The 17288-nt window shown below is 64.8% G+C and carries 13 protein-coding genes and 2 pseudogenes; 11 read left to right on the plus strand and 4 right to left on the minus strand.

The window, feature by feature from the left end:
• Positions 1-278 precede the first annotated feature (278 nt).
• Positions 279-494 (plus strand): hypothetical protein, encoded by a 216-nt coding sequence (locus QWJ37_RS10440; RefSeq protein WP_227902217.1) that lies wholly within the window; start codon positions 279-281, stop codon positions 492-494.
• Positions 495-736: 242 nt separating this feature from the next.
• Here QWJ37_RS10440 and QWJ37_RS10445 read toward each other — a convergent pair whose 3' ends face one another.
• From QWJ37_RS10445 to QWJ37_RS10460, 4 genes and pseudogenes are all read right to left on the minus strand, one after another.
• Positions 737-2014, minus strand: coding sequence for an RNA polymerase sigma factor (locus tag QWJ37_RS10445; RefSeq protein WP_290245234.1), 1278 nt, complete (start codon positions 2012-2014; stop codon positions 737-739).
• A gap of 287 nt (positions 2015-2301) precedes the next feature.
• The gene (locus QWJ37_RS10450; protein WP_290245235.1) at positions 2302-3732 is read right to left on the minus strand and encodes a DUF4192 family protein; all 1431 of its coding nucleotides are present in this window, start codon (positions 3730-3732) and stop codon (positions 2302-2304) included.
• Positions 3733-3969: 237 nt separating this feature from the next.
• Complete coding sequence (locus QWJ37_RS10455) at positions 3970-5310, minus strand: MFS transporter (RefSeq protein WP_227902220.1); 1341 nt, start codon at positions 5308-5310, stop codon at positions 3970-3972.
• 327 nt (positions 5311-5637) lie between these two features.
• Positions 5638-6531, minus strand: a pseudogene (locus tag QWJ37_RS10460) (PAC2 family protein); the annotation flags it as partial.
• Positions 6532-6787: 256 nt separating this feature from the next.
• Here QWJ37_RS10460 and QWJ37_RS10465 point away from each other — a divergent pair.
• The 10 genes and pseudogenes from QWJ37_RS10465 to QWJ37_RS10510 all read left to right on the plus strand — a co-directional run bounded on the left by QWJ37_RS10465 (position 6788) and on the right by QWJ37_RS10510 (position 17193).
• Positions 6788-8317, plus strand: a complete 1530-nt coding sequence (locus QWJ37_RS10465; protein WP_227902221.1) for a leucyl aminopeptidase — start codon at positions 6788-6790, stop codon at positions 8315-8317.
• 189 nt (positions 8318-8506) lie between these two features.
• On the plus strand, positions 8507-9889 hold the full coding sequence (gene lpdA, locus QWJ37_RS10470; RefSeq protein ID WP_227902222.1) for a dihydrolipoyl dehydrogenase: 1383 nt from the start codon (positions 8507-8509) through the stop codon (positions 9887-9889).
• A 116-nt stretch (positions 9890-10005) separates the two neighbouring features.
• Complete coding sequence (gene sucB, locus QWJ37_RS10475; RefSeq protein WP_227902223.1) at positions 10006-11799, plus strand: 2-oxoglutarate dehydrogenase, E2 component, dihydrolipoamide succinyltransferase; 1794 nt, start codon at positions 10006-10008, stop codon at positions 11797-11799.
• A gap of 163 nt (positions 11800-11962) precedes the next feature.
• Entirely contained in the window at positions 11963-12316 is a 354-nt protein-coding gene (locus QWJ37_RS10480) for a hypothetical protein (protein ID WP_290245236.1), read from the plus strand.
• An 80-nt stretch (positions 12317-12396) separates the two neighbouring features.
• The gene (locus QWJ37_RS10485; RefSeq protein WP_290245237.1) at positions 12397-12825 is read left to right on the plus strand and encodes an OsmC family protein; all 429 of its coding nucleotides are present in this window, start codon (positions 12397-12399) and stop codon (positions 12823-12825) included.
• Between the two features lie 233 nt (positions 12826-13058).
• Positions 13059-13364 (plus strand): urease subunit gamma, encoded by a 306-nt coding sequence (locus tag QWJ37_RS10490; RefSeq protein ID WP_227902226.1) that lies wholly within the window; start codon positions 13059-13061, stop codon positions 13362-13364.
• A 1-nt stretch (position 13365) separates the two neighbouring features.
• Positions 13366-14259, plus strand: a complete 894-nt coding sequence (locus tag QWJ37_RS10495) for a hypothetical protein (RefSeq protein WP_227928020.1) — start codon at positions 13366-13368, stop codon at positions 14257-14259.
• Positions 14260-14323: 64 nt separating this feature from the next.
• A pseudogene (locus tag QWJ37_RS10500) lies at positions 14324-14629 on the plus strand (urease subunit beta); the annotation flags it as partial.
• Between the two features lie 137 nt (positions 14630-14766).
• Positions 14767-16494: an urease subunit alpha gene (gene ureC / locus QWJ37_RS10505; protein ID WP_290245238.1), complete on the plus strand. Its 1728-nt coding sequence runs from the start codon at positions 14767-14769 to the stop codon at positions 16492-16494.
• 9 nt (positions 16495-16503) lie between these two features.
• Positions 16504-17193 carry an urease accessory UreF family protein gene (locus QWJ37_RS10510; protein WP_290245239.1) on the plus strand — a complete coding sequence of 230 codons (690 nt, stop codon included), beginning with the start codon at positions 16504-16506 and terminating at the stop codon, positions 17191-17193.
• Positions 17194-17288: the final 95 nt, after the last annotated feature.

Genomic DNA, 17288 nt, shown 5'->3' on the forward strand with positions numbered 1-17288 from the left:
TGTGTTGAAACTCCTTGGTGTCGGCCGCTGGGCCGGTGGGATGTGCAGTGCGGTATGTGCAGGTGGTATTTGCAGGTGCGCATGTCCGGGAACAATCCAGGACTCCTACAAGGTTAATCCCCCCCGGTGACACTTCCGCCCAGCGACTCGGCGGCCGTGAGTCTGGCCACACGGACCCCGCGGATCGGTACGCGTAGAGCGAAAGGCGGGCCCGCCTGCAATTACCCGCCGGGCAAAGGTGGTTATATGAAGTATCAACACCCTTGAGGAGGCAACTCATGACAGCAGCAGTAGCAACACGTGAGCTGAACAGCCTGGACCGCTGCGACCGTTGCGGCGCACAGGCATACGTACGTGCCGTACTGGAATCCTCCGGCGGGGAACTGCTTTTCTGCGGACACCATGCCCGGGCAGTGGAGGCCAACCTTCGCCCGCTCACCTCGGAATGGCAGGACGAAACGTCCCGCCTGAACGAGAAGGCACCGGTCACGTAGTTTCACGCCGGCAGAACCCACGGTTCCATCGGCGCAACGGCCGCGCAGTCGCGGCGTTTACGCACCAAGCTTGAAGAAGTCCCCTTCCGTCCGGAAGGGGACTTCTTTTTGTATCCGTCCGCTTCTTATGACGTCCGCTTCGAAACGGGCCGGGAGAACCCGGGCCTGTGCCGGAACCCGCAGAAAAAAGCACCCCGTACCGCTGGCGCGGTACGGGGTGCCGATGGAGGTGCTGTGTCTTATTAGTCCAGGTAGTCCCGGAGGACCTGGGACCGCGACGGGTGGCGCAGCTTGGACATGGTCTTGGATTCGATCTGGCGGATGCGCTCACGGGTAACCCCGTAAACCTTGCCGATCTCGTCAAGGGTCTTCGGCTGGCCGTCGGTGAGGCCGAACCGCATGGCCACCACACCTGCCTCGCGCTCGGACAGCGTGTCCAGCACCGAATGCAGCTGCTCCTGCAGGAGCGTGAAGCTGACGGCGTCGGCAGGAACCACGGCTTCGGAGTCCTCAATGAGGTCACCGAACTCGGAGTCGCCGTCTTCGCCCAGCGGGGTGTGCAGGGAAATCGGCTCGCGGCCGTACTTCTGGACCTCAACGACCTTTTCGGGGGTCATATCCAGTTCAAGGGCCAGCTCTTCCGGAGCGGGCTCGCGGCCCAGATCCTGAAGCATCTGACGCTGCACGCGGGCCAGCTTGTTGATGACTTCCACCATGTGCACCGGGATACGGATGGTGCGGGCCTGGTCCGCCATGGCACGGGTAATTGCCTGGCGGATCCACCAGGTTGCATAGGTGGAGAACTTGAAGCCCTTGGTGTAGTCGAACTTCTCGACTGCACGGATCAGGCCCAGGTTGCCTTCCTGGATCAGGTCCAGGAACAGCATGCCGCGGCCGGTGTAACGCTTGGCCAGGGAGACCACCAGGCGAAGGTTTGCTTCAAGCAGGTGGTTCTTGGCGCGCTTTCCGTCGTGGGACACCCACTGCAGCTCGCGCTTCAGCTTCGGGTCCATGTCCGGATCAGCGGCCAGCTTCTCCTCGGCGTACAGGCCGGCTTCGATCCGCAGGGCAAGATCGACTTCCTGCTCCGCGTTCAGCAGGGCAACCTTGCCGATCTGCTTGAGGTAATCCTTGACGGGGTCGGCGGTGGCACCGGCCGACACCACCTGCTGGGCAGGCGCGTCATCATCGTCGGCATCGGAGTACACAAACCCCGAGCCCGTAGGTGCTGCGTCCGCGGCGGGGTCAGCCGCTTCAACTGCTTCTGCATCCGGCTCAACCTCGACGGAATCGTCGTGCGGCTCTTCCGCAGCTTCCTTGGCAGCCTTCGCCGAAGTCTTCCTCGCGGTGGCAGCCTTGGCCGGCGCCTTCCGAGTGGAGGGCTTGCGGGCCGTTTTGGCAGCAGTCTTATCGCCGGACGCGGCCTCCTTGGTGGCCGCTGCGGCAGGGGCCTCAGTTGCGGCAGTGCGCTTATTTGCAGTGTCAGTCTCTTCGACTGCAGTTGTCTTTCTCGGCGACACAGAAAACCTTTCATACGGCGGGTTGTGGCACCGCCATTGGGGGCAACACCACTATGACCCTGTCAAGTCCGTGCTTGAAATCCAAGTGCTTGGCTTTGATCTGTTCCTGATGGAACAGACGCTGCCGGTGTTTTGTTCCGCTGCCACAGGGACTAGCAGTTCAAAGGACACTTGATACACGAACCCGACCGGGTCTCGGTTCCCATTGTCGCACGTTTTCCGTTAAGCCACAGCACTCCCCCGCCGCACCGGATGCAGGCGGGAGGCCGCTCACCCCGGCAGGGCGCCTAGCCCGCCCCGCCGGGACGCGGATCATTACCCGCACCGGGCCAGGACTCTGAACGTGAGCGCGCCCAGTCGGGCAGCACGCCCGTCCCGAGCAGCTCACCCAGCAGCAGCGCCAGCCGGTACCCCGGTTGGGCGGCGAGGCTCTGCTCCAAATAGACGTGGGCCCGCGACCCCCGCCCGCGGGCCCATTCAATCCAGGCGAGCAGAGACAGCAGGGCCGCCCGGGCTTCTCCCTCCGAGGCCGCGGCAAGATCGGTAAAGACATTGTTTGCCCGGTCCAGGAGGGGCCAGTCCGGCGTGCCGCCGCCGCGTCCAACCAGGATGCCGCGGAAATAGCCTGCCGCCTGTCCGGGGGCTGCCCCGCGTGGGATGGGCCCGCCGGGGCTGGCCGGTCCGGTCCTTGCCCGGCCAGTCCTGGCCCGTCCGGTCCTGGCCCCCGTCCCTGCGACGCCGGATCCGGGCGGCTCCCCTGTTCCGGATAAGGCTGTCGCGTCCGGTGTGCCGTCGCACCCCGCGCCGAGACCAAGGGCATCCCGGGGAAACACTGCCGGACTGCCCTGGCAGCGAAGCAGTCCGTGGGCTTCGGCTCCCGCCAGGGCTGTTTCCAGGCCGACTGCCGCCAGCACCAGCACCGAATCACGGATTCCCCGGTCCCGAAGGCTCGCCAACAGAAAACCTGCTGTCTCCGGCGCCTCCCGCAGCCCCGGGTTTCCGCCGGCCAGATCCTGCCCGGAATCCGGCACACCCGGAGAAAAACATGCGGCCCACAGCCGCAGGGTGCCGCCGAACTGATCCCGTTCACACCAGCGGTCCCCGAGCAGTTTTGCGAAGCGTGCCTGTGCGTCCGCCACTTCCTGCCGCCGGCTCCACGGCCGGGCACGGGAGGAACCAACCGCCTGCTCCAGCGACGGGGCAAACGCGCTGCCCCGGTAAACCAGTTCGGTGTTCAGGGTGCTGTCCGTGATCTGCGAACGCGGCATTCCCGGCCAGGGGCAGCAGCCCGGCCGGGTACAGAAATAGTCCCGCCAGTATTCCGGTCCGACCATCCATCCGTCCTGTACGGGGAGCGACACTGCGGCCAGTTCCTTTTCCAGCCTGCGAATCAGGGCGAGGAACGGCGGCCGGGCCGGCTCTGTCCACGGCGCGCCGGTATAGAGCACCAGCAGGGCGCCGTCTGCACGGGTGTCCGCGGCCAGGAACCGGGCAGCGGCAGCGGCGTAGGCCGCGTTGGCGCCGGCTTTCGACGCCGCCCGCACGGGTGGCAGATCCAGCCGAAGAGTGGCTCCGAGGCGGCCGCTGCACAATGCCAACAGCACCAGCGACTCCCGGGGTTCAAAGCCCAGGGTGTGCGGAATCAGACTGAGAATATCCGCCGGATCACTGACGCGGTAGGGATTCTCCGCGGTGCCGTCTGCAGGTTCTGTGCTCATGAGCCCAAGTTTTCCCGCTGCACCCGTAGCCGGGCCGCACCGTTCGCCTATCTGTGCATTCGTGCGGCGGAGCAGCCCCCTCACCTGGTCTGTGGAGGCCGGGTCAGGCCGGCAGACCCCGCGCACCGTCCCAGGATGACCGGGCGAGCCGGGCAGACCCGCCGGCGCCCAGACCCTCCGGCGCCCGGATGCCCGGATGTCCGGACCCGTCCTGGTGTTTCCCGGCCGGCTCCGGGGCTACCCGCGGCCGGCGGGGCCGCCGCGTTCGTCCTTGCGGCGCTGGCGTTCCCGCGCCAGTGCTGCCCGGAGAGGCGGCAGCGGAGCTCCGTTCTCGGCAAGGCGCAGCCGGATTGCTTTGCGGGTCCGCAGGATGCCCGCAACCCCCACGGCCATCACAGCGAACTGAACGGTCAGCGCAATCCGGAATGAATCCAGCGCGTAGAGGTTGCCGTCGGAGAAACCGTTGTTATTGAGCACGTCGAGCACCAGGCCAATCAGGTACATGCTCACCAGCGAGGCAACGAAACCGCCAATGTTCACAATGCCCGTGGCGGTACCCAGCCGATGGCTGGGGTTGTAGGTCCGGGCAAAATCGAATCCGATCATGGAGCCCGGGCCGCCGACGGCGAGCAGCATCACCAGCAGGACCAGCAGCCACAGGGGCGCAGGTCCGGGGTACAGCAGCACGGCAGCCCAGCCGGCGGCCATGGACGCGGCAATTATCAGCACCATGGTGGAACGGCGCAGCGGGTGGCGCCCCACCCAGGAACCCATCCAGGGACCGCAGAGAATGGCTACCACCACGAACAGGGTCATCAGCGACGACGCAACTGCCGGGGTTACCCCTTCGGCACTAACCAGATACGGGAATCCCCACATCAGCACAAACACCGTGCCGGGGAACTGGACGGTGTAGTGGGTCCACATACCCAGCCTGGTTCCGGGCTGGGCGAAGGCTTCCGAGAGGCTTGTCCCGGTCTGGCGCAGCGGCAGGGGTACCGGTGCCTCGCCGCCCTCCGGCCGGTTGCGCACGCAGGCAAGGGTGAGGACCAGCGCAAGCAGGGAAAGGGAGGCGGCAGCGATAAACGCGGTGCTCCAACCGAAACGGTGCAGCACAAAGGCGAACGGAATGGCACTGGCAATCTGCCCCAGCTGCCCCACCACGCCCGTGTACTGGGTCAGGACCGGAATTCGCCGCCCGGAAAACCAGGCGGGCAGCAGACGCAGCACCGAGATAAAGGTCAGCGCATCCCCGGCTCCCACCAGGGAACGTCCCAGAATGCCGGCGCCGACAGATTCGGCCGTGGCCAGCTGGAACTGACCGGCCAGCATCAGCGCCGCACCGCCGGCAATCAGCAGCCTCGGGCCGAAGCGGTCCACGAGGACACCGACGGGAATCTGCAGCCCGGCATAGACCAGCAGCTGCACCACGGTGAAGACGGACAGGACCGATGCGGTCGCCGAAAACCGATCCGTGGCTTCGATGCCTGCCACGCCAAAAGTGGTCCGCTGGGTGACGGCGACCATGTAGGCGAAAACGCCGACGCCCCAGACAATCCAGGCACGCCGCCCGTTCATCGCAGGAGCACTCGCGGACCTGCCCGAAGAGGATGACCCCTCAGGCGGGGTTGCCCCGGCCGGCCCCGGGTTGGGCGGAACAGCGGAGCTCAACCTTCTGCCTTTTCCGCCGAAGTGCGCAGCGGCCGGGGGTTATGCCCCGCCGTTTCGTCCCTTCGGTTCGCCGGTTCCGTGATCCTCAACCGTGCCGTCGGTGGCATGGGGTGCATTCTCCTGATCCGCGTTATCGCTCGGTTCGTACTCTTGCGCCGTATCCGTTTCTTCGCCGGCCTGGCCGTGCGGGTTCTCCGGCCACAGCGCCTCGGACTCCTCTTCGGCCTGCGGGCTGGCCAGATAGGCCTCCACTGCGGCGCCAATTTCCTCGGCGTCCGCCAGTTCGTCATTATCCTTCACCAGCAGCGAGCGTCGGACAGTGCTTTCGGTGTACTCGTCATAGCGCTTCTCCAGGGTCGAGACCACGCCCTTGACTTCGGCGGAAGCTTCGACCTGCTGGGCGATCTGGCGTTCGACGTCCCGGCCTGCCTCGCGCAGCCGGTCGGTGGGCAGCACCAGGGACGCCGCGGCGCCCAGGTACTCCAGTCCGGCGACGGCGGCGGGCGGGAACTCGGCCTCAGCCAGGTAATGCGGAACGTGCACTACATGACCGACGACGTCGACGCCGGCCTCGGACAGCCGCAGTTCCAGCAGGTGCCCGACGGCGGCCTGAACCTGGGCGATTGGAGTCCAGGAACTAATGCCTTCGACCAGATCCGGGCGGTTGCCGTGGGTGGTAACGCCAATGGGCCGCGTGTGCGGAACGGGCATCGGGATTGAATGCACCCAGCAGACCAGCTCCACTTCCAGGGAGTGGACCAGGTGCAGCACTGCAGCGGTAAAGCGTTCCCACTGCAGGTCCGGTTCAAAGCCGCTCAGGAACAGGAACGGCTCCCCCAGCCCGTCATACATGCGGTGCAGTTCAAGCCGCGGCGGCTCATAGTCGCTCAGATGGTCCTCTATAAAGGAAATCTGCGGCCGGCGGTTCCGGTAATCAATCAGCTGATCGGCATCGAAGGTGGCCACCAGGTCGTGGTCCAGGGCATCAAAGAGTTCGTCCCGGATCTGGCTGACCACGTGGCCCGCCTCCGCAAAGCCGGTGAAGCCGACCAGGAGCTTGCGTCCGCGCAGGTCGGCGGAATCCGCCACCTCCGGATTAAGATTAAACAGGGTCAGCGGATCAAGCATGTCTTACCCCTCCCGGCTACTCGTCGGCGTGCTTTCTCGGTACAGCAGGGTTTCCCGGCCGCCGTTACGGGCCGTGATTTGCCACTCCTGTTCCCTTACTCAAGGGTAAACGCACCGAAGTACCCGTTTCATTCCGGGCCCGCCCATGCCGCCGGCAGCCCCGTCCTCCTCCCCCGGTGGCAGCCTGCACGCCTTCTTCGGACTACGATCGATGTGATAACGCAACTCAACACAGAAAACGTGAGGAAGCAGCTTCGTGAACAAAGCCAGTGAGCCCAGCCTGTCGGCAGTGTCAAAGGACGGGCGGAAGGTATCCGCCAACGCACTCGTGATCGGTGTGGGCCAGACCCCTGACGGTCCCGTGCTCATCGAAAGCCCGCTTACCCCCAAGGCGTCCGCCGCTTTGAGCGCGTCCCTGCCGCTGCTCGGCGTCACGGGTGCCGCCGACGAGGTGCACCGCCTGCCGGGCCTGCCTGAGGTCGAAGCCGACATGCTCGTCCTCGCCGGACTCGGGAAGGTCTCCCCCGGGGTTGCCCTCACTGAGGAAACCCTGCGGCGCACTGCAGGCTCCGCCGTCCGGCAGATCGCCGGCACCGGCTCCGTCGCCCTGGCACTGCCCGCCGGCAGCGTAGCCGACGCCGCCGCCGTCGCCGAAGGCGCCCTGCTGGGCGCCTACAGCTTCACCGAGCACCGCAGCGCCGCCACGGCGGAGAAGGTGCCCGCCCCGGTCGCTGAGATCACCGTTATTACTGCCGCAGCCGACGAGAAGGCCATGAAGCCGGCCCTCGAGCGCGCCCGCATCCTGGGCCGCGCGGTCAACGCCACCCGCACCCTGGTCAACCAGCCCCCGAGCCACCTGTACCCGGAGACCTTTGCAGCGGCTGCAAAGGACCTGGCCAAGTCCCTGCCGGTCAAGGTCACCGTCATGGATGAAAAGAAGCTCGAACGCGAAGGCTTCGGCGGCATCCTCGGCGTCGGCAAGGGATCCTCCCGCCCGCCGCGCCTGGTGAAGCTCGAATACGCGCCGCTGCGCTCCAAGGTCAAGCTGGCCCTGGTGGGCAAGGGCATCACCTTTGATTCCGGCGGACTGTCCCTGAAGCCGGCCGCCGGCATGCAGGCCATGAAGTCGGACATGGGCGGAGCCGCCGTCGTCCTCAACGCCCTGCTGGCCATCGCCGAGCTGGGCCTGCCGATCAAGGTCACCTCCTGGCTGTGCATAGCGGAGAACATGCCCTCGGGTACCGCCCAGCGTCCCTCGGACGTCATGACCACCTACGGTGGCCGCACCGTTGAGGTCCTCAACACCGACGCCGAGGGCCGCCTGGTCATGGCCGACGGCCTCGTTGCCGCCAGTGAGGAGGCACCGGACGCGATCATCGACGTCGCCACCCTCACCGGTGCCCAGATGATCGCCCTGGGCAACCGGGTCTCCGCCGTGATGGGTGAGGAAGGGGTCCGTGACGCAGTCAAGGCCGCCGCAGACCGCGCCGGAGAGCTGTTCTGGCCGATGCCCATCCCCGAGGAGCTGCGCGCCAGCCTGGACTCCCAGGTGGCGGACATTGCCAACCACGGTGAGCGTTTCGGCGGCATGATGACCGCCGCCACGTTCCTGCGTGAATTCGTCGGCGAGGTCAACGGCACCAAGATCCCGTGGGCCCACCTGGATATCGCCGGCCCCGCCTTCAACGAAGGCGCTCCTTACGGCTATGTGCCGAAGGAAGGCACCGGCGTCGCCGTCCGCACGCTGGTGGCCTACGCGGAAGACGTGGTCTCGCGCGCTTCCTAGCAGTTAAAACGGTTCCGTGAAACGGAACTGACGGTTGTGACTGGTGTTTCTCATTACACTTCGCCCCCTACCGCCCGTCTCCAAGTGGATGCCGGTGGTAGGGGGCGATAGGGTGAGACCTAATCACAAACGCCCAAATACTCACCGGCGCGCATGGGCGCGTCAACGATTACGCGAGGGAGCGTCCAAGTGGCCGATAAGGCAGCTGCGCAAGAGTTCGACATCCTGATCCTCGGCGGAGGCAGCGGCGGCTACGCCGCAGCACTGCGCTCCGTGGAGCTGGGATTCTCCGTAGGTCTCATTGAAAAGGGGAAGCTGGGCGGGACCTGCCTTCACAACGGCTGCATCCCCACCAAGGCCCTGCTGCACTCCGCGGAAATCGCGGAGAACGCAAAGACCGCCTCGAAGTACGGCATCAACGCCACCTTTGACTCCGTGGATATGACGGCAGTGAACTCCTACAAGGACAACATCATTGCGGGCAAGTTCCGCGGCCTGCAGGGCCTGATCAAGTCCAAGGGCATCACCGTCATTGAGGGTGAAGGCAAGCTCACCAGCGAAAAGACCATCGAGGTCAACGGCGAGACCTACACCGGCAAGAACATCATCCTGGCCACCGGCTCCTACTCCCGCTCACTGCCGGGCCTGGAAATCGGCGGCAAGGTCATCACCTCCGACCAGGCACTGAAGATGGACACCGTGCCCAAGAGTGCCATCATCCTGGGCGGCGGCGTGATCGGCGTCGAGTTCGCTTCGGTCTGGAACTCCTTCGGCGTGGATGTCACCATCGTGGAAGGCCTGCCCTCGCTGGTCCCGAACGAGGACGCCGCGATCATCAAGAACCTGGAACGAGCCTACAAGAAGCGCGGCATCAAGTTCAGCACCGGCATCTTCTTCGACAACGTCAAGCAGAACGACGACGGCGTGGTTGTCACGCTCGCCGACGGCAAGACCTTCGAAGCGGACCTGATGCTCGTGGCCGTGGGCCGCGGACCGGTCACCGCCAACCTGGGCTACGAAGACGCGGGTATCACCATGGACCGCGGCTTCGTGATCACCAACGACCGGCTGCACACCGGCGTCGGCAACATCTACGCCGTGGGTGACATTGTCCCCGGCCTGCAGCTGGCCCACCGCGGTTTCCAGCAGGGCATCTTCGTGGCCGAGGAGATCGCCGGCCTCAAGCCGGTAGTCGTCGAAGACGTCAACATCCCGAAAGTCACCTACTGCGAGCCCGAAATTGCCTCCGTCGGCCTGACCGAAGCCAAGGCGAAGGAAAAGCTGGGAGCAGAGAACGTCGAGATCCAGGAATACAACCTGGCCGGCAACGGCAAGACCTCCATCCTCGGCTCCTCCGGCCTCATCAAGATGGTGCGCGAGAAGGACGGCCCCATTGTGGGCGTGCACATGATCGGTGCCCGGATCGGCGAGCAGATCGGCGAAGCCCAGCTGATCGTCAACTGGGAGGCGTACCCTGAGGATATTGCCAGCCTGATCCATGCCCACCCGACGCAGAACGAAGCGTTGGGCGAGGCTGCCATGGCTTTGGCCGGCAAGCCCCTTCACGGTTAAACCCAAAGGATTCACTTTCCGGGGCAGCCGGTCCGCCGGCTGCCCCGGAGCACACATCACCGGCACCAGCGGTACGGCTGGTCACAAAAGATCTAACAAGGAGAAACGGGGACAATATGTCTGAAACCGTGAACTTACCCGCCCTTGGTGAAAGCGTCACCGAAGGCACCGTCACCCGCTGGCTGAAGAACGTCGGCGACACCGTAGAGGTAGACGAGCCGCTGCTGGAGGTTTCCACCGACAAGGTTGACACAGAGATCCCCTCCCCCGTTGCCGGCGTTATCGAGGAAATCCTCGTAGCCGAAGACGAAACCGCTGAAGTAGGTGCCCCGCTGGTTCGCATCGGCGACGGCTCCGGCTCCCAGCAGGACGACGGCGGCAGCGCCGCCAGCCAGGAAGCACCGGCGGAGGAAGCACCCGCTGAAGAGGCACCCGCAGCCGAAGAGGCTCCGGCGGCTGAAGAAGAAGCCCCGGCCTCCTCTGATTCCGACTCCGGTTCCGACGCCGGTTCCGGCGAAGGCACCGAGGTCACCCTGCCCGCACTGGGCGAGTCCGTTACCGAAGGTACGGTCACCCGCTGGCTGAAGGCCGTGGGCGACGACGTCGAAATGGACGAGCCGCTGCTGGAGGTGTCCACCGACAAGGTTGACACCGAGATCCCCTCCCCGGTAGCGGGCAAGCTGCTGGAGATCCGGGTCAACGAAGACGACACCGCCGAGGTTGGTTCCGTTCTGGCCGTCATCGGTTCCGGTGCGGCAGCCCCGGCCAAGGCCGAGCCGAAGGAGGCCGAGCCGGTAGCGGCGGCGTCCAAGGACGAACGTGAAGCTCCGGCTGCCGAGCCGGAGAAGAAGGAAGAGCCCAAGGCCGAGGCACCGAAGCAGGAAGCCCCCAAGGCTGAAGCTCCCAAGGCTGAGGCACCGAAGCAGGAAGCTCCCAAGCAGGAGGCTTCTGCCGGCTCCAACGACGGCGGCACCTATGTCACCCCGCTGGTGCGCAAGCTGGCCAACGAGCACGGCGTGGATCTCTCCACCGTCAAGGGCTCCGGCGTGGCCGGGCGCATCCGCAAGCAGGACGTGCTCGAAGCCGCCGAAGCGAAGAAGGCGGAAAAGCCCGCCGCATCCGCACCGGCTTCATCCCCGGCATCGGATAAGGCAGCTCCGGCCCAGATCAGCGAGGCCAGCGCCAAGCTGCGCGGCACCACGGTGAAGGCTCCGCGGATCCGCCAGACCATCGCCCGCCGCATGCGCGAGTCCCTGGAGGAATCGGCACAGCTGACGCAGGTGCACGAGGTCGATATGACCCGCATCGCGGCACTGCGGCAGAAGGCCAAGGGCAGCTTCCAGGAGCAGAACGGTGCAAAGCTCACCTTCCTGCCGTTCATCGCCAAGGCTGTTGTCGAAGCGCTGAAGCAGCACCCGAAGCTGAACGCGTCCTACGACAACGAGACGCAGGAGATCACTTACCACGACTCCGAGCACCTCGCTATTGCCGTGGACACGGAGAAGGGCCTGCTGGTTCCGGTCATCAACGATGCCGGCGACCTGAACATCACCGGTCTCGCGAAGAAGATTGCCGATGTCGGCAGCCGGACGCGCAACAACAAGATCGGTCCGGACGAACTGTCCGGCGGCACCTTCACCATCACGAACATCGGCAGCGTCGGAGCCCTCTTCGACACGCCGATCATCAACCAGCCGCAGGTAGGCATTCTGGGCACCGGCGCCATCGTCAAGCGCCCCATGGTCCTCACCGATGCCGAAGGCAATGACAATATTGCCATCCGTTCGATGATGTACCTCTCCCTGACGTACGACCACCGCCTGGTGGACGGGGCCGATGCAGGCCGCTTCCTGCAGACGCTGAAGGCACGTCTGGAAGAAGGCAACTTCGAGGCAGACCTGGGCCTCTAGGACTCCGTGTCGCCCGCAGGGCGCCCTCCCATGGGAGGGCGCCCTGCGCTGTTTAAGCCGCAGCCGCCGAGCCGGGCAAATTTCTCTACATGTTGTAGAAAAGTTACCGCCCGTGCCGCCGGTGTGGTCAAAGGAGCCGACAGCTTGTCGGTAAAGTTAAGGCATGGATATTCTTCAGAGCTTCCTTGTCTTCCTGCACATTCTGGGTGCGGCCATCATCGTCGGTCTGTGGTTCGCCCGGATAAAGAACCCCACGGTCCTGCCCGGCCAGTTTCACGGCGCCCTGCTGCAGCTGGTCACGGGCCTTGCTCTGGTGGCCGTCGCCGAAGCGGGTGACGGCGACAGCGGCCTGATCCACATGAAGGTCGGCATTAAGCTCGTGATCGCCCTGGTGATTGCCGTGCTCGCCTTCATCGGACAGCGCCGCTACAAGAAGGACGAAAAGGTCTCCGCCGGGCTGGCCAACAGCGTCGGCATCCTCACGATTGTCAACATCGCCCTCGCCACTATGTGGTAGTCCGCACCACAGCGGAAATAGGATGGGATGGTGCACCGGCTACGGCCGGTCCCATCCCGTCACTTTTTAAGGAGACCCCCATGGCTACAGTCCGATCAGCCCACACCGTCTGGAACGGCGACCTCTTCAACGGCAAGGGTGACGTGACCCTCGACAGCTCCGGCCTTGGCACCTACGACGTGACGTGGAAGGCGCGTGCCGAAGAGGCCAACGGCAAGACCAGTCCCGAGGAGCTGATCGCCGCGGCGCATTCCGCCTGCTTCTCCATGGCGTTCAGTAATGCCCTTGCCGAAGCCGGCAAGACCGCGGAGCGGATTGAGACCTCCGCGGACGTCACTTTCGTGCCCGGAACCGGCATCACCGGCAGCCATCTGAAGGTCACCGCTGTGGTGCCCGGCCTTACGGCGGAGCAGTTCGATGACATTGCAGAGGCAGCAAAGACCGGATGCCCTGTCTCGCAGGCCCTGGCCGGCATCGATATCACCATGGACGCTGTCCTGGAATCCTAGGAACCGCGTCGAGTAACAGGCGCATGGCCCGGCCCGCTTCTGCGGGCCGGGCTTTTTGCGTTTCCGTCCCGTCATGGGCTGGGCGCCAACCTATTTGGGGGGCGGCGGCGGCGGTGTCCCCAGACAGGGTGTTGACCTCTGAAGAGCCCGCGTAGCGTGGTTTCCACGCGAGCTTGGCCCTATGCCAAGGAAGCGGTTTCGATAGGCTCGCAACTGCGTCTGAAGGTAAAAAGATGAACCTCACTCCCAAAGAAATCGACAAACTTTACATTTATCAAGTGGCGGATCTGGCCCGGAAACGGCGGGACAGGGGAACCAAGCTGAGCGTCAGCGAGGCAACCGCGCTCATCTGCGAGGCTATCCTCGAGGGCGCCCGCGACGGCCGGACCGTCGCCGAGGTGATGGAGCTTGGCAAAACCATCGTCTCCGAATCCGAATGCATGGACGGCGTCCGTGAGCGGCTGCCCCTCCTGCAGGTCGAAGCAACCTTTGTCGACGGCAGCAAGCTGGTCTCCTGTCACGATCCCATCGGAGTCTGACTTGACCCGGCCGGCCGAGCCGGATGCGACGGTGGTACTGGTCGGAGGTCATGAGAGCGGCAACGGGACGGATCTCTCCTTCCTTGCGGATTACCTTCCCGACGCTCACATCACCCCGGCCGGACGGCCGTTGCACAACCTGCTCACGCAATTACGCGGGCGCAAACGCCTCGCATCGGATCCCGCGCCGGTGGTGGTGCTGCCAATGACGTTCGGGCGCAACCCCACGCTCATTGCCGATGCGGCAAAAACGCTCAAATGGCTGGAAGCGGGGGCCGACGCTTCCGGCTTACCCCTGGTCCTGGCCGATCCTTTCGGCACGGGCGACCACCTCACGGCGTGGCTCCGAGCCGCGGCAACCAATGTGCACCACCGCGCGCCGGAGGCGGGCATGCTCATCATGGCCGATGCGGCCAATCCCTTTGACGACGCCGAGCTCTACCGCATCTCCCACCTTGTGCGCACCCACGGGGCGGGCAACCAGGTGGAAACTGCGACAGTTGAGTCGCCGGCTGAGGTTGTGGACGCTGTTAAGCGGCTGCGGCTTCTCGGCAGCACAGAAACGGTTGTTGTCCCCGCCGGTTTCCGGCAGACGGCGACGCTGCATGGCGATCCGTTGCCGTTCGGTGAAGGCGCACTTGCCGATGCCGGCTTTTACGGTTCTTTGCTCAGCGGGCAGGCAGCGCTGCGTGTTATCCGTGAGCGGGTCCTCGATGCACTGCACAACTTCGAGCATGGCCACAACGGGATCGAGGCCGGACTGCAGGCCGACCACGGCCACGGATACGCACACTCACACGCCTTTGACGCAGCCAACGGCCACTCCCATACCCACGGGCAGGGAGCTAGCGCTGGCCATACACATTTCCACCCCGCCCCCATCGGCTCGACTTAACCGCAGAACTCCCCCACCCAAACATGCCGTGCAGCGACGCTGCACCGCAAGGGAAGGAAACATCATGCTGGGCACCCCCTCTTATGACCACAAGGACGAAGAGATCGAGATTAACGCCGGCAGGCCAAGCGTCACTCTGCTGGTAAGCAACACCGGAGACCGGGCGATACAAATCGGGTCACATTTCCACTTCTTCGAGACGAACAAGGCGCTTTTGTTTGAGCGTGAGCTCGCCTATGGCATGCACCTCGATGTGCCGGCGGGCACCGGTATCCGCATCGAAGCAGGAGATACCAAAGAGGTAACCCTGACGGCGTATGCCGGCAACCGAAGGGTTATCGGCTTCAACAACCTCGTCGATGGCGGGCTCGATTCCACGGCGACCAGGATTCGCGCAATTGACCGCATGAACGAGCTCAAGTTCCAGAACGGCAAACCGAGCGCCAAACCAAGTGCCGGCAGCACCGGCAAGGCGCCGAAAACGGGCAATGCTGGAGAGGGGAAGAAGTGATGGCGAAGATCTCGCGCAAGCAATACACCGATCTCTTTGGTCCGACCACCGGGGACCGGGTACGCCTGGCCGATACCAACCTCGTGATCGAGATTGAGAAGGATTACAACGAAGGCCACTACGGCGACGAGGTTGTCTACGGCGGAGGAAAGACCGCCCGCGACGGCATGGCGGCCGACCCCCAGGCGACATCCGCTGAGGGCGTGCTTGACCTGGTCATCACCAACGCCATCATCCTGGACCCCGTGCTGGGTGTGGTTAAGGGCGATATCGGCGTACGCGATGGCAAGATTGCCGGTATCGGCAAGTCCGGAAACCCGCACACCCAGGACGGTGTGGATCCGCGCCTCGTTGTGGGGCCGGGCACCGAGCTGCTGGCCGGCGAACACTTTATCGCCACTGCGGGCGGTATCGATTCGCACGTGCACTACATCTCGCCGGAACAGGCACAGGCGACCCTCTCCAACGGCATCACCACTATCTTCGGTGGCGGCACCGGACCTACCGACGGGACCAACGGCGTCACCACCACCCCCGGCGTGTGGAACCTGGCCCGGATGCTCGAATCCGCGGAGGGCATGCCCGTGAACATGGGCTTCCTGGCCAAAGGCAACGGTTCGCTGCCGGGGGCACTGATGGAACAGATCGAAGGCGGGGCGGCAGGGTTGAAGGTCCACGAGGACTACGGCACAACACCCGCGGCGCTCAGCAATGCCCTCGCCATGGCCGACCTCTACGATGTGCAGGTTTCGGTGCACACCGACAGCCTCAACGAGGCCGGTTATGTTGAGAACACGCTGGACGCGATCGACGGCCGCACCATCCACACCTTCCACACCGAAGGTGCCGGCGGCGGACACGCGCCGGACATTATCAAGGTGGCCGGGCACCCCAACGTCCTCCCCTCATCCACGAACCCGACCCTCCCCTACACCGTCAACTCCGTCGATGAGCTCCTGGACATGGTGATGGTCTGCCACCACCTCTCCCACGACATTCCGGAAGACGTCGCGTTCGCGGATTCCCGCGTCCGGGCCGAGACCATTTCCGCGGAGACCGTGTTCCACGACGAAGGCATCATCTCGATGGTCTCCTCCGATTCACAGGCCATGGGCCGCATCGGCGAGTCATTTATGCGTACGTTCCAGATAGCCCACCACTGCAAGGACCAGCGCGGCAAGCTGCCCGAGGACAGCCCGGACAATGACAATTTCCGGGTCCTGCGCTACCTGGCCAAAATCACCATCAACCCGGCCATCACCCAGGGCGTGTCCGATTACATCGGCTCCCTGGAAGAAGGGAAGATGGCCGACATCGTGCTCTGGCCGATCCAGTCCTTCGCCGCAAAACCGCGGCTGATCGTCAAGGGCGGCCTGATCAACTGGGCGCTGATGGGTGATCCAAATGCCTCGCTGCCCACCCCTCAGCCGGTGTATTACCGCCCCATGTTCGGTGCGCAGGGCAAAGCGCTGCAGAGCACGCGGGCAACCTTTATGTCCAAGGCAGCCATCGACAAGGGCGTGCCGGAGAAGCTGGGGCTCGAAAGCCAGGTGCTGCCGGTGCAGCGCTGCCGCGGCATCGGCAAGCAGCACATGGTGCGCAACAGTGCCACGCCGAACATCGAGGTGGACCCGGAGACGTACAACGTGACGTACAACGGCACGCTGGCCAGCATCCCTCCTGCCCAGTCCCTGCCGCTGACCCAGTTGTTCTTCCTCGCCTAGGAGCAACGCATGACAGATGTACGCCAGTTGCTGACCAGCCTGCAGTTTGCGGACTCGGCATTTCCCAGCGGCTTTTACACGATGTCCCACAGCCTCGAGGGCTACAGCCAGGCCCACCTCGTAGGCCGGGACGGCGTGCAGCAGCTGCTGGGCGATCTGCTGCTGCACGCCGTCGGACCCTCGGATGCAACCGCCCTCGCCACCGCGCACCGCGCGGCGGCGGGCGGCGACGTTGACCGCGTTCAGGAGGTCGACCAGCTGCTGTTTGCCTCGAAACTGAACGCGGAAATGCGCACCGCCTCCGTGCGCAGCGGGCACCAGCTCATCGATTTGGGCGCCGAGCTGATTGACCAGCCACTGCTCGCGGAGTACCGCGAACGGGTGCGGCTGCGCAGTACGCCCGGTTGCCAGCCGGTTGCCGCAGCAGCGGTGTACGCGGCAAACGGAGTCGACACCAGGCACGCAGTGGCTGCGGACCTGTTCGCTTTTTCGGCCAGCTTCGTCGGCGCGGCCCTGCGCTTGCGGCTGACTGATCACCGGCAGGCACAGGCCGTGCTGCTGGCAACCGCCAGCGTGATCGAACAGGTCACGGATGCCGCTTTGGGACGCGATCTCGCCGACCTGGGCGGTTGCGCACCCATGTCCGATGTGATGTCGGCCAGGCATGAGCGGGCCGAGGCCCGCCTGTTCGCCAGCTAAGGCAGGCACACGGTATGTCCGCACGGTATGGGGCCTGAACCTTCGTGCAGCTACCGCAGACAAAAAACAGCATTCACACCGAAACAGAGGAAACC

It is taken from the genome of Arthrobacter sp. YD2, assembly GCF_030410475.1.
In the GTDB taxonomy this organism is placed as follows: Bacteria; Actinomycetota; Actinomycetes; order Actinomycetales; family Micrococcaceae; genus Arthrobacter_B; species Arthrobacter_B zhangbolii.